11 protein-coding genes and 1 riboswitch are annotated in these 12631 nt (G+C 64.8%); of the genes, 10 read left to right on the forward strand and 1 reads right to left on the reverse strand.

Going from position 1 to position 12631, the window contains the following annotated elements; genetic code table 11:
* Both AC1DSC_RS17165 and AC1DSC_RS17170 read left to right on the forward strand, forming a co-directional pair.
* On the forward strand, positions 1-384 hold a 384-nt coding region (locus AC1DSC_RS17165), incomplete at its 5' end, for an aldehyde dehydrogenase family protein (protein ID WP_478131835.1).
* 76 nt (positions 385-460) lie between these two features.
* Positions 461-2122 (forward strand): GMC family oxidoreductase, encoded by a 1662-nt coding sequence (locus AC1DSC_RS17170; RefSeq protein WP_412512538.1) that lies wholly within the window; start codon positions 461-463, stop codon positions 2120-2122.
* Between the two features lie 38 nt (positions 2123-2160).
* Here AC1DSC_RS17170 and AC1DSC_RS17175 read toward each other — a convergent pair whose 3' ends face one another.
* Complete coding sequence (locus tag AC1DSC_RS17175) at positions 2161-3534, reverse strand: sigma-54 interaction domain-containing protein (protein WP_412512537.1); 1374 nt, start codon at positions 3532-3534, stop codon at positions 2161-2163.
* Positions 3535-3642: 108 nt separating this feature from the next.
* Here AC1DSC_RS17175 and AC1DSC_RS17180 point away from each other — a divergent pair, with 108 nt between their 5' ends.
* The 8 genes from AC1DSC_RS17180 (at position 3643) to AC1DSC_RS17215 (ending at position 12591) form a co-directional block, all read left to right on the forward strand.
* A complete protein-coding gene (locus tag AC1DSC_RS17180; RefSeq protein WP_436037858.1) occupies positions 3643-4542 on the forward strand; it encodes an alpha/beta fold hydrolase in 900 nt (299 codons plus the stop codon).
* A complete protein-coding gene (locus AC1DSC_RS17185) occupies positions 4539-6245 on the forward strand; it encodes an MFS transporter (RefSeq protein ID WP_412512535.1) in 1707 nt (568 codons plus the stop codon). The genes AC1DSC_RS17180 and AC1DSC_RS17185 overlap by 4 nt, the downstream gene beginning before the upstream one ends.
* Positions 6246-6256: 11 nt before the next feature.
* Positions 6257-7279: a CobW family GTP-binding protein gene (locus tag AC1DSC_RS17190; protein ID WP_412512534.1), complete on the forward strand. Its 1023-nt coding sequence runs from the start codon at positions 6257-6259 to the stop codon at positions 7277-7279.
* Complete coding sequence (gene nthB, locus AC1DSC_RS17195) at positions 7276-8043, forward strand: nitrile hydratase subunit beta (protein WP_412512533.1); 768 nt, start codon at positions 7276-7278, stop codon at positions 8041-8043. The genes AC1DSC_RS17190 and nthB overlap by 4 nt, the downstream gene beginning before the upstream one ends.
* A complete protein-coding gene (nthA, locus tag AC1DSC_RS17200) occupies positions 8040-8669 on the forward strand; it encodes a nitrile hydratase subunit alpha (protein ID WP_412512532.1) in 630 nt (209 codons plus the stop codon). Before nthB ends, nthA begins: the two co-directional genes overlap by 4 nt.
* A gap of 11 nt (positions 8670-8680) precedes the next feature.
* Positions 8681-9028, forward strand: coding sequence for a nitrile hydratase accessory protein (locus tag AC1DSC_RS17205; RefSeq protein ID WP_412512531.1), 348 nt, complete (start codon positions 8681-8683; stop codon positions 9026-9028).
* Positions 9025-9822 (forward strand): HoxN/HupN/NixA family nickel/cobalt transporter, encoded by a 798-nt coding sequence (locus AC1DSC_RS17210; RefSeq protein ID WP_412512530.1) that lies wholly within the window; start codon positions 9025-9027, stop codon positions 9820-9822. Before AC1DSC_RS17205 ends, AC1DSC_RS17210 begins: the two co-directional genes overlap by 4 nt.
* Before the next feature lie 135 nt (positions 9823-9957).
* Positions 9958-10219: riboswitch (cobalamin riboswitch) on the forward strand.
* A gap of 125 nt (positions 10220-10344) precedes the next feature.
* Positions 10345-12591 carry a TonB-dependent receptor gene (locus tag AC1DSC_RS17215; protein ID WP_412512529.1) on the forward strand — a complete coding sequence of 749 codons (2247 nt, stop codon included), beginning with the start codon at positions 10345-10347 and terminating at the stop codon, positions 12589-12591.
* Positions 12592-12631: the final 40 nt, after the last annotated feature.

Raw genomic sequence — 12631 nt, forward strand, 5'->3', positions numbered from 1 at the left:
CACGTCACGCCCGAGATGCGCATCTACAAGGAAGAGATCTTCGGCCCGGTGCTCTCCTGCGTGCGCGTGGCCAACTTCAAGGACGCGGTCGACCTGGTCAACGACCATGAATTCGGCAATGGCGTGAGCTGCTTCACGCGCGACGGCAACGTGGCGCGCGAATTCAGCCGCCGCATCCAGGTAGGCATGGTCGGCATCAACGTGCCAATCCCGGTGCCGATGGCATGGCACGGCTTCGGCGGCTGGAAGCGTTCGCTGTTCGGCGACATGCATGCCTACGGCGAGGAAGGCGTGCGCTTCTACACCAAGCAGAAGTCGATCATGCAGCGCTGGCCCGAGAGCATTGGCAAGGGCGCCGAGTTCGTGATGCCCACGGCAAAGTAAAGCGGCCAAACGCTGTGATGTCTGCTCCCGAGTACGCCGTGCGCCGACAAGAACACCAAGAGAGATCGAGAAAAGCATGAGCGACAACATCGCGTTCGACTACATCATCGTCGGGGCGGGCACTGCGGGGTGCCTGATGGCAAACCGGCTGTCGGCCAATCAAAGCAAACGGGTGCTCCTCATTGAGGCGGGACAGAAGGACGATTACCACTGGATCCACATCCCGGTGGGCTATCTCTATTGCATCGGCAATCCGCGCACCGATTGGCGCTATCTGACCGAAGCCGAGCCTGGACTTAACGGACGTCGACTGGGCTACCCCCGCGGCAAGACTCTGGGTGGATGCTCGAGCATCAACGGGATGATCTACATGCGCGGCCAGGCCCGAGACTATGATCACTGGGCCGAGGCAACGGGTGACAATGAGTGGCGCTGGGCTAACGTGCTATCCGATTTCAAGCGCCATGAGAACCACTATCTTGGTGACAAGGAGAGCGCCGACGGGCGAGATGCGTCCTTCGCGGAGTACCACGGTCATGGCGGGGAGTGGAGGGTGGAGAACCAGCGCCTGCGCTGGGACATTCTGGATGCCTTCGCGCAGGCAGCACAGCAGGCCGGCATCCCGGCCACTGCCGACTTCAATCGTGGCGACAACGAGGGCGTGGGGTACTTCCAAGTCAACCAGAAAGCGGGTTGGCGTTGGAATACCGCCAAGGCCTTCCTGCGGCCGACTTGCCACAGTCGCCCCAATTTTGAGCTTTGGACCAAAGCACAGGTTACGCACCTGCTGACCCAGCGCGAGCCTGATGGTCGCGTGCGCTGTACGGGGGTAGAGGTGTGGAACGGAAAATCGCTCATATCCGTGAAGGTCGCCGAAGAGGTGGTGCTGTGTGCGGGTGCAATCGGCTCGCCTCAGTTGCTGCAACTTTCCGGCATCGGACCGGGTGCCTTGTTGCGGGAGAACGGTATCGATGTGGTCGCCGATCTGCCCGGCGTGGGTGCCAACCTGCAGGACCATTTGCAGATTCGTGCGGTCTACAAGGTACAGGATGCGGCCACGCTCAATGTCCTCGCTTCCACGCTAGCGGGTAAGGCCCGCATCGGGCTGGAGTATCTGCTCAAACGGAGCGGACCGATGAGCATGGCGCCTTCGCAACTCGGTGCTTTCACCCGCAGCGATCCTTGCCGGCAAAGCCCGAATATCCAATACCACGTTCAACCACTCAGCTTGGAAGCGTTCGGTGACCCGCTGCATGCATTTCCGGCTTTCACTGCCAGCGTTTGCAACTTGAATCCCACGAGTCGGGGGACTGTGAAGATCCGCAGCCGTGACCATCGAGAGGCGCCTGCGATCGCGCCGAACTATCTCAGCACGCCGGAGGATCGCCAAGTGGCAGCAGACAGCCTGCGCGTGACTCGCCGCATCGTGGCTCAGCCCGCGCTTGCGAAATACCGGCCCGAGGAGTTCAAGCCAGGGCTGCAATTTCAGACGGATGAGGACCTTGCGCGATTGGCCGGTGACATTGCCAGCACCATCTTTCACCCAGTCGGAACGACCAAGATGGGGCGTGCGGACGACCCCACAGCAGTGGTCGACAGCCATTTGCGGGTGCGCGGAATCGCCGGGTTGCGCGTGGTTGATGCCGGCGTAATGCCGACCATCACCAGTGGCAATACGAACAGTCCTACGCTCATGATTGCGGAGAAGGCCGCTGCGTGGATCGCGGCCGGGGTGTAGCCGCTTCATATTGACAAGCGTGCAACAGGCCGGACTCGTCAAATCGACTCGGTCGAGCGCCGTAGCTCCCGGTAAAGCGTCGCGCGGCTGATGCCCAGCCGGCGCGCGGCCTCGTCCTTGTCGCCGTCAGTCTCCGCGAGCGTCTTTCGTATCCAGGCATCGCGCTCGCGATCGAGGTGTGCCTGCAAGGTGGTCGCTGGCGGCGTTCCGTGGCGACCGGCAATGGAGTGCGGACGCTTCACGGCAGGCTCATCCGCCAGCCCGGCCTCGCCAGAGAGCAGAAAGCGCAGCAGCGCAGCTTCCAGTTGCCGCACGTTGCCCGGCCAGTCGAAGGTCAGCCATCGAGTGCGAACCGATGGCGGCACGCGGCGCCCCGGCAGGCCCTCGCGCAGTGCAATGCGCTCGAGCAACTGCTCGGCCAGCCACTCCAGGTCGTCGCGCTCGCGCAGCGCCGGCATGTGCACGCCGAGCACATTGAGCCGGTAGTACAGGTCGGCCCTGAACTGCCCCGCGTCCACACGCTCCTGCAGGTCGCGGTGGGTGGCGCAGACGACGCGGGTGTCGATCGGGATCGGCGAGACGCCGCCCACACGCACGATCTCCTGGTTCTGCACGGCATGCAAGAGGCTGGCCTGCAGGCTGAGGGGCATGTCGCCGATCTCGTCGAGGAACAGCGTGCCGCCGCTCGCGAGTTCGAACTTGCCGGGCTTGCCGCGCGTCCGGGCGCCGGTGAAGGCGCCACCTTCGTAGCCGAAGAGCTCTGCATCGATCAGCGATTCGGGAATGGACGCGCAGTTGACCCACACGAACGGCCGCCGGGCGCGCGGCGACAGCGCGTGGATCGCGTTGGCCGCCAGTTCCTTTCCGCTGCCCGTCTCGCCCTGGACGAGCACGGGCAGCGACAGCGGCGCGGCCTGTTCGATGGCCGCGCGCACCGCGTCCATCCGGGCGCCCTGGCCCAGGATGTCGTCGATGCCGTAGCGCGCCGTCCACGGCGTGGGCGGGCTATGGATGGCGCGCCCCTGGTCGCCGGCGACAGCGACCGCCTTCTTCAGCGCCGCCATGTTGGAGAACAGCGCCAGGCCAACCGCGCCGATGATTCGCTCGTCCTGGTAGACGGGCACCTGCCGCGCCAGCAACTGGTGGCCCCGCACTTCGAGCGGCATCATGGTCACGGAGAGGTCGCCGCGCGCCACGTTGTGCAGGCGCGTCTTCGGCGACACGACATCGGTGATGTGCCGGCCGATGAAGTCTTCCTGCGGGCCGCCCAGCAGGCGGCAGTAGGGCGCATTGATGAGCACGACGCGGCCGTTGGTGTCGACCGCCACCAGGCAGTCGGACACATGGTCGAGCACGCGGCGCAGGAACTCTGCCTCGTTCTGGCCGGAGCCGAACCATTCGGGAAAGGGCATTTTTGTCTCGTGATTGCGACATTAGGACTCAATACTGAGACTAAGGCATGTGCTTCAGGCCGTCAATCGACGCCGTGGTGAGCATTTCTCCAAGCAAATCAAGCACTTGTGGAAATCGCGAAGACGTCCGCCGAGCGGGCCTCGGATTTGCTCTGTGCCCTCCGCACCGCATTCGACGCGGCGCGGCGGCTTCCGTCCTTTCACCTGGAAATGCACATGAACGACATCATTTCAATCGGAGACATGCACGTGCGCGTGGCGGGCCACGGCCCGGCGCTCATCTTTTGCCACGGCTTCACCACAACCGGCGAGTTCTGGCGCGAGCAGATGGTCGCGTTCTCGCGCGACCACCGGATGGTGGTGCCCGATCTGCCCGGCCATGGGCGCTCGGCATCGCCGCGCTCCCGCCGCTACACGATCGATGCGTTCGTAAACGATCTCGTGCTGCTGTTCGACAAGCTGCGTCTCAACGACGCGATCCTTGTCGGGCTGTCGATGGGCGGCACGATCGCCCAGCGTTTCGCCCTCGCGCACCCGAGCCGCTTGCGGGCGCTGGTGCTGGTGGGCGCCACGCCGCACGGGCTTGGCCCCGACGTGAACGTGAAGAATGTGCTGCGCGCCATCGACACCCTGGGCGTCACTGCGGCGAGCCAGGCGGTGATCGACCGCTCGTTCGCCTCCGCCGCCTCGCCCGAACTGGTGGCCTTTGCGCGCGAACAGGTGGCGCAGACGCCGGAATTCGTCGCACGCGAAGCCATCGTCTCGCTGAACGAGGCCGACAGCCGGGCGCAACTCGCGCGCCTGGCATTGCCGACGCTCGTCGTCTGCGGCGAGGAGGACGCCATCACGCCGCCGGCCGAGTCGAATGCGCTTGCCGCCGGTATCCCCGGCGCGATACTGCAGCTGGTGCCCAGCGCCGCGCACTTCCCGATGCTCGAGCAGCCCGAGCGCTTCAATGCGATCCTGCGCGACTTCATCGCTCGCATCGACAACCGGAGCGGCGCTTGACGCGCGCCCGCCATACATCAAGGAGTATGGATATGACAACAACAGTTGAGACATCACCCGCAACGCCCGAGCGTTCGCGTGAAACGCGCCGGGTGGTCTTCGCCGCGGCGCTTGGCACGGTGCTGGAGTGGTATGACTTCTTCATCTACGGCAGCCTCGCCGTGTTCTTTGGCGGTTTGTTCTTTCCCAAGGGCAACGAGTCGGCGGCCATCCTCGCGTCGCTCGCGACCTTCGGCGCAGGCTTCGTGCTGAGGCCCTTCGGTGCGATCGTCTTCGGGCGTCTGGGCGATCTGGTCGGGCGCAAGAAGACTTTTCTGGTGACGATGATGATCATGGGCACCGCCACCGCCGCGATTGGCTTCCTGCCTACGTTCGAGACCATCGGCTGGGCCGCACCCGCGCTTCTGGTGCTCCTGCGTCTTCTGCAGGGGCTGGCGATCGGCGGCGAGTTCGGCGGCGCGGTCACCTACATCGCCGAGCATTCCGATCCGCGCCGCCGGGGCTTCATGACCAGCTGGTTGCAGATCACCGGCACCATCGGGCTGCTCGTCTCCCTGGGCGTGATCATGGTGCTGCGCTCGTCGATGTCGGCCGAGTCCTTTGCCTTGTGGGGATGGCGCGTACCGTTCATGCTGTCGATCGGACTGCTCGCGTACTCGCTCTACGTTCGCATGCGGCTGGAAGAGTCGCCCGTGTTCCTCGAGATGAAAGCGCACGGCAAGGGTTCGCGAAACCCTGTCAAGGACACCTTCGGCGATCCGCGCACCCTTCGCATCGTGCTGGTGACGATCTTCGGCGCCGTGGCCGGGCAGGCGGTGATCTGGTACACCGCGCACTTCTACAGCCTGCAGTTCCTCACGGCGACGCTCAAGCTGCCGCCCCAGTCCGCCTATGCCTACCTCACGATTGCCCTGGTGCTGGCCACTCCGTTCTTCGTGCTCTTCGGCTGGCTGTCCGACCTGATCGGGCGCAAGTGGATCATGCTGACGGGTTGCCTGCTTTCCGCAATCCTGTTCATGCCGCTTTTCCAGGGCATGGCCAAGTACGGCAATCCGGCCCTGGAGGAGTTCCGCGCCGGCACTCAGGTCGTCATCCAAGGTGGTGATTGCAGCGAGGACCAGTCCTTCATCGGCCAGCTGTTCCAGCCGAAGGCGACCAAGCCGTGCACGCGCGCCCGATCGTTCCTGGCGGCGCAAGGCGTGCCGTATACGTTGCGGCCGCAGGCGGGCGAGCTGCAGTTCGTGGTCGCCGAAACGACGCTGGCCGGTTTCGATGAAGCGGCACTGCGCCGCGTGCTGGTCGAGCGCGGCATGCCGCTCACGGCCGATCCGGCACGCGTGAATGCGCCCATGGTCGTGCTGATGCTGTTCGTGCTGGTGCTGCTCGCGACCATGGTGTACGGCCCGATGGGCGCGTTCCTGGTCGAGCAGTTTCCGACGCAGGTGCGCTACAGCGGCGTCTCTGTGGCTCTGCAGTTTGGCAATGGCTGGATCGGCGGCTTCGCGCCGTTCATCGCCACTGCGATGGTCGTGAGCAGCGGTGACATCTTCCGCGGCCTCGTCTACACGATTGCCGTAGCGTTGCTCACGCTGGTGGTGGGCGCCTTCTGCATTCGTGATCGCCGGGGCCTCGACATGCGCGAGCCGGTAGCCGCAACGGAAACGCCGCATGCTGCTTCGAAGCTCGCGGCGTCGCAACAGTAGCCCGGATCGCCATGGCTCTAGCGAAGATCCCCGTCACGATCGTCACCGGCTTCCTTGGGGCCGGCAAGACCACGCTCGTGAATCACCTGCTGGCGCAGTGCAGCGGCACCTACATCGGCATCATCGTCAACGAGTTCGGCGAGGTCGGCATCGACGGGCAGCTGATCGTCGCTGATGACCAGCCGCTGATCGAGATCACCAACGGCTGCGTCTGCTGCACGGTGCGAAAGGACCTGACCGCGGCGGTGAACGAGCTTCTGCAACGCGCCGAACGTCCGATCGAGCGGCTGATCATCGAGACTTCCGGCCTGGCCGATCCCGCTCCGGTGTTGCAGAGCTTTCTCGCCGATCCCGACCTGCTGCAGCGCGTGGAGCTCGAGTCGGTGGTCACCGTCGCGGATGCGCGCCACATCCTGATCCACATCGGCGACGACGTCGTGCGCGAGCAGATCGCCTTCGCCGACGTGATCGTGCTCAACAAGGTCGAGATCCCCAGCGCACCGGAGCTGGAGCAACTCGAGGGAGAGCTGCGCCGGCTGAACCCGGCCGCGCACCTGGTCCGAACCGAGCGGGCGCAGGTTTCGGCCGCCGAGCTGCTGGGCACGAAGCGCTTCTCCTTGCCGCACGTGTTGTCGATCGAACCCGATCTGCTCGACGGCGAGGCGCATGACCACGAGCACGACACCTCGATCGGCTCGTGCTGCATGGAAACCGGCGGCGCGATCGACCCGGATCGGTTCAGCCGCTGGATGAACCAGCTGGTCCAACGCGACGGCGCGCGGCTGATGCGTACGAAGGGCGTGCTTCACTTCACCGGCGAGGCGCGCCAGTTTCACTGTCACAGCGTGCACATGCTGCTCGATGCGCGGCCTGGGCGGCGATGGGGTCCCGACGAGCCGCGCCGCAGCAAGCTGGTTTTCATCGGGCGGGAACTTGCAGCCGACGCCCTGCGCGAGGGCTTTCTTGGATGCCTGGCTGTTCAACCCGAACGAGAGCCGGCTCCTGCCACCGAATCTGAAATGGAGCACCCATGAAACTCCAGCATGCGCTGGGCGGCCTCGAGAACCTCGGGCCTGTGAACCTCGAAACCAGGGTCTTCGTGCAGGAATGGGAGAAGCGCATCTTCGGCATCCACACGGTGATGATGGCCGAGAGCGCCCACCTTGCGGAGGCGTTGCCGAAGTATCCGATGGCCAGCCTGCCCACCGCGTTCAAGCACACCTGGACCTGGGCCTCGCTGCGCACGGGCGCCGAGGGCATGCAGCCCTTCGAGTACTTCAAGTTCCGCTACTACGAAAAATGGCTGATGGGCATCAGCCAGTTCTTCGTCGACGAGGGCTACATCACCGCCCAAGAGCTGGCCTGGCGGACCGCGCACTATCGCGTCCAGCCCGACGCGCCACTGCCCGAGCGGCCCAGCGAGCCGATCAAACGTCAGGTCGTCGATTACCTGCTGCAAGGCGATTCCAGCCTGCGGCCGCTGCCGGATGCACCGCGGTTCAGGGCCGGCCAGACGGTGCATGTGGCCGACCCCGCAGCGGCCGACCATACGCGGCTACCCGGCTACCTTCGCAACAAGAAGGGCACTGTCCGCGAGGTGTACCCGGGCGCCTTCGAATATTTCTGTTCGACCGGGCCGGACGGGCTGGAAGGACCGATGCCGGTGTACCGCGTTGCGTTCGATGCCCGCGACATCTGGAGCCCCGACCTCTGCGAACCGAATACGACGATCTACGCCGACCTCTTCGAGGTCTATCTGCAAGCCTCGAACACACCTGAGAAAGAAGAAGCGCCATGAGCAGCGATCTGTTCAAGTACAACGACGAGCGCGAAGCGGCAAGTGCCGCGAAGGTGCGCGCGCTGGAGGCCCTGTTGATCGAGAAAGGCGTGATCGGCAGCGACTCGGTCGATGCGGTGCTCGAACATTTCGAGAAGATCGCGGGACCGTTCAACGGCGCGCGCATCGTTGCCCGGGCATGGATCGATCCCGCCTACAAGCAGCGCCTGCTCGACGACACGCCCCAAGCCATTGCCGAACTTCAGCTGCCGTTGGGCATGGAAGGCGCCGAGGGCGAGCACATGGCCGCGGTGGCCAACGGTCCGGGTGTGCACAACCTGATCATCTGCACGCTCTGTTCCTGTTATCCGTGGCCGGTGCTCGGTCTGCCGCCGTACTGGTACAAGGATCCCGTGTTTCGCGCCCGCGGCGTGCGCGAGCCGCGTGCTGTCTTGCGCGAGTTCGGCGTGCCGGTGAGCGAGCACACCGAGGTCAAGGTGTGGGACAGCAGCGCACAGATTCGCTGGTTTGTTGTGCCCGAGCGGCCGGCCAATACCGACGGCTTCAGCGAAGAGCAACTGGCTGCGCTGGTCACGCCGGAGGCGATGATGGGCGTCGCGCTGGTATCGCCGCCTGCAGCGGCCTGAGGCAGCGTGCCATGTTCACTCGCTTTGAGGAATACGCGGCTTCCCAGATGCTGGGCCATGCCGACTCGCCGCCGCGCAGCCAGGGCAAGCTGTTCTTTGCAGAGGCCTGGCAACGGCAGCTCTTCGGGTTGACGCTGGCCGTGGCCAAGCAGGGGCACTTCGACTGGGAAGACTTCCGCCAGCACTTGATTGAATCGATCGGCGACTGGGAACGGCTTGAATGCGCTGCCCAGCCGCCTTGGGACTACTACGAGCGGTTCTTTGGGGCGCTGCTGCAGGTTCTGGCGCGGCAGCAGGTAGTGACTGAAGGCGAACTGGCCCGGGTCTTGGTCGATCGGCCGTTGCGGAGCCATGAATGAGCGCCGAGTGGCTGTCCTTTTCGGGCTTGGTTCTGATGTTCGCGCTGGGGCTGCGGCACGGATTGGACCCCGACCACATTGCCTGTATCGACGGACTGACTTGGCGGGCTCTGGACCGCAGTGCCCACCACGGCCATGCGCCCTGGATTGGCACGCTGTTCGCGCTCGGCCACGGGCTGCTCGTCACCGCGATCGCAGCGGGTGTGAGCCAGCTCCCTCATGACGTGCATGTGCCTGAGGCTCTGGTGGCGGTGTTCGACTGGATTCCCACGGCATTGCTTGTGCTGGTCGGGACGATGAACCTGCACCTCCTGCGACGCCGCGATGTTGCGTTCGCGCCTGCCGGGTGGAAATTGAAGCTGGTTCCGCGGCGCCTGCGCCTGCACGCCAGCCCGTGGGCGGTGGTGCTGACGGGCGTATTGTTCGCCACGGTGTTCGACACGGCGACCCAGGCGGCGGCCTGGGGATATGTGGCCAGCCACCGCGGCGGCGGCCTGTCGGCAGCGATGGCAGCCGGGTTGGTCTTCACCGCCGGCATGATCATCACCGACACGCTGGACGGCTGGCTGATCTGCAGCATTGACCGCCGTACTGACGGGCAGGATGTTGCCCGCCGCTACCGCCGAGTGCTGGGCTGGCTTGTCGTCTGCATCTCGTACGCGGTGGCTGCGTACAACATCGGCAAGGCACTGCTTCCGGCAATCGAACTTGGCGAGAACGCGTTCTCGCTCAGCGGCCTTGCGTTGGTGCTGGTGATGCTGGTTGTCTGGGCTTGGTCGGTCGGGCGCGCGTGATCCGTGCCTGCACCGGTCTATTGCGATAACTCACAAGGGCCTGCTCAACATTGGCCGTCTGCAATTTTTGCATCAGAGCCGTCGGCGCTTCCTATAATCCGCCCCGGTCGGTAGAACACTCCTTGCTGGAGCGATCCCCGCCACGGTTCGAAGGTGCCCCCCATGCCGGAAATGGTTTGGGAGGTTAAACGGGAAGCAGGTGCGCGCGCCGATGGCGCGCAATGCCTGCGCTGCCCCCGCAACGGTAAGCGGATAGAGAAGTTTCGAGCGAGCACCTGCGGGTGTTCGCAGCCACTGCGCTTGAATCGAGCGTGGGAAGGCGAGGCTTCTGTTGTTGTGCGCAAGCGCATGACAGCAACCCGCGAGCCCGGATACCGGCCTTCGCAATCGCCTTCGGACGCTGCGGGAGTGCGTTTGTCCGTGCTGCTCGGTACCTGCGTGCCGGGTTGGCATCGGCTCGTGCAATTGCAGCGTGTATCTCTTGGAACAGCCCAGCGGGAATGCGGGCTAGAGGAACAGCATATGCGCAAGCCTGCCGAGCTCGGGATCCGGCCCCGGGTTTCCGGTCCTTTCACGACCCAACACATCACGATCCCGGGCCTTGTCGCCCTGCTCGCCAGCACGTCTGCGCTGGCGCAAGTGAGCTTGCGACCGGTCGAGGTGACGGCCCCCCGGCAGGATCAGGCGCCGGCGCTTCAGGCCACAACGACCGAAGTTGCCGGCAGGCTGGGCCTGAGCGTCATGGAAACGCCGGCTTCGGTCGAGGTTATCAGCCAGGAGACCATGGAACGGCGTGGCGCAAGGACTTTCGAGGAGGCCTTGCGCGGCGGCGTGGGCATCACGGCCGGTGGAGCGCCCGGATCGCCATCGGTGATCTCCACGCGCGGCTTCACCGGTGGTTTCATCACCTATCTGTTCGACGGCGATCGCATTGCAGTGCCGACGATGGTGAGCCGTCCCCAGGACACCTGGAACTACGAGCGCATCGAAGTCTTGAAGGGCCCCTCGTCGGTGCTCTACGGTGAAGGCGCCATCGGCGCGGCCGTCAACTTCGTGACCAAGCGAGCCGACCGCAGCAACCCCGGGGCCGAGGCCATGCTGTCCTATGGGAGCTTCGGCACGGCCAGGGCCGGCGTCGGCCTGGGTGTCAACGTGGGCGAGGCCAGCGCTTTCCGACTGGACTACAGCCACCAGGAGACCAACGGGTACATCGACCGCAACAAGCAGCGCTACGACAACCTCACCATGGGCTTCAGCACGGCATTGACGCGGGAGCTCACGCTCGATCTGTCGCTGGACTACGCCAGGGACAGTGCGCTGTCCTACCAGGGCACGCCGCTCGTGCCGCGTGCCTATGCGCTCCAGCCGATGGACATCGTCAGCGACGCCAGCGGGCGAGTGGTCGATCGCGGCATCGCGTTTCGCAACTACAACTTCGACGATGCCGAGATGAGTGCGAACAGCCTCTGGACGCGTGCCAAACTGACTTGGCAGATCGCGCCGGAATGGAAGCTGCGCAACCAGCTTTCCTACTACACGGCCGACAGGACATGGCGCAATTCGGAGTCCTTTGCCTTCGCCGCCCCGGGCCGCATCGTGCGCGACCTGGTCGGTATCACGCACGACCACCAGATCCTCACGGATCGGCTCGATCTCACGAACACGTCGCCGATCGGGGGAATGAAGAACCGGTTCGTGGCGGGGCTTGAATACACGAAGACCGACTTTTCCTCCAACCGCGACTTCTCCAACGGATCGACCGCAGCCAACAATGCGCTCTCGGTGAGCGACTTCGCCACCATCCCGGGACGCTACGGCAACTTTGCCGCGAACCCCGCTCTGTTCGCGGGTGCCGGCAATCGCACGATCTTCGACGCACGGATTCCGACGGGGTCTATCTTCATGGAAGATGCCCTGTCCGTCAGCGAGCGATTGACCCTCGTGGGCGGCTTGCGGCAGGACCACGTGAAGCTGGAGCGCCAGAACATGGACCTCAACACCGGGGCTCGGGCATCGTTCACGCAGAGGTACAAGCCCACATCGGCGCGTCTGGGTGTGGTTTTCGCGATCGACCACTACACTTCGGTCTACGCCCAGTACTCGAACGCGAGCGCGCCGGTCGGTACGGGCAACCTGCTGCTGCTGTCGGCGGCCAACGCCGCCTTCAGCCTCTCGACGGGCAAGCAGCTGGAGCTCGGCCTCAAGCAGTCGGCGATGGAGGGCCGCCTTGACTACACGCTGGCGGCCTACAGGATCGAACTCGACAACGTGCTGTCGCGCGATTTCAGCAACCCGACGCTCACGGTCAACAGCGGCAAGCAGTCCGCGCAGGGCCTGGAACTCGCCGCGGTCTGGAAGGCGACACGCGAGCTGACACTGAGCGGCAATCTCGCATGGGTCGACGCGAAATTCGACAGCCTCATCGAGGCCGGCAACGTCTCGCGCGCGGGCAACACCCCGCCGAACGTGCCGGGCGCGGTTGCCAACCTCTGGGTCGACTACAAGGTGCCGGGATGGCCGCTGCGCATCGGTGGCGGCGTCAACCGAACCGGGTACGCCTACGCCAACAACGCCAACACGGTCCGCATGAACGGGTTCACGACTGCGACCGCCTATGCGACCTGGAGCCTGCAGAAGGGCGAAATCACCTTTCGCGTTCGCAACCTGACTGACCAGCTCTATGCGTATTGGAGCGGCGCCAATTCGAACAACCAGGTCATGATCGGCGCGCCGCGCAGCTTCGAAGTCAGCTACCGGGCGGCCTTCTGATGAGCGCGTGCAGGGGAGCCCTCCCTGCATTCAGGCCGCG

Source organism: Variovorax sp. 01N425, assembly GCF_056399465.1.

Excerpts from the sequence above, each read along its gene's own strand:
- AC1DSC_RS17170 (WP_412512538.1), top strand. The coding sequence starts at position 461 with ATGAGCGACAACATCGCGTTCGACTACATCATCGTCGGGGCGGGCACT.
- AC1DSC_RS17175 (WP_412512537.1), bottom strand. The coding sequence starts at position 3,534 with ATGCCCTTTCCCGAATGGTTCGGCTCCGGCCAGAACGAGGCAGAGTTC.
- AC1DSC_RS17190 (WP_412512534.1), top strand. The coding sequence starts at position 6,257 with ATGGCTCTAGCGAAGATCCCCGTCACGATCGTCACCGGCTTCCTTGGG.
- nthB (WP_412512533.1), top strand. The coding sequence starts at position 7,276 with ATGAAACTCCAGCATGCGCTGGGCGGCCTCGAGAACCTCGGGCCTGTG.
- nthA (WP_412512532.1), top strand. The coding sequence starts at position 8,040 with ATGAGCAGCGATCTGTTCAAGTACAACGACGAGCGCGAAGCGGCAAGT.
- AC1DSC_RS17205 (WP_412512531.1), top strand. The coding sequence starts at position 8,681 with ATGTTCACTCGCTTTGAGGAATACGCGGCTTCCCAGATGCTGGGCCAT.
- AC1DSC_RS17210 (WP_412512530.1), top strand. The coding sequence starts at position 9,025 with ATGAGCGCCGAGTGGCTGTCCTTTTCGGGCTTGGTTCTGATGTTCGCG.
- AC1DSC_RS17215 (WP_412512529.1), top strand. The coding sequence starts at position 10,345 with ATGCGCAAGCCTGCCGAGCTCGGGATCCGGCCCCGGGTTTCCGGTCCT.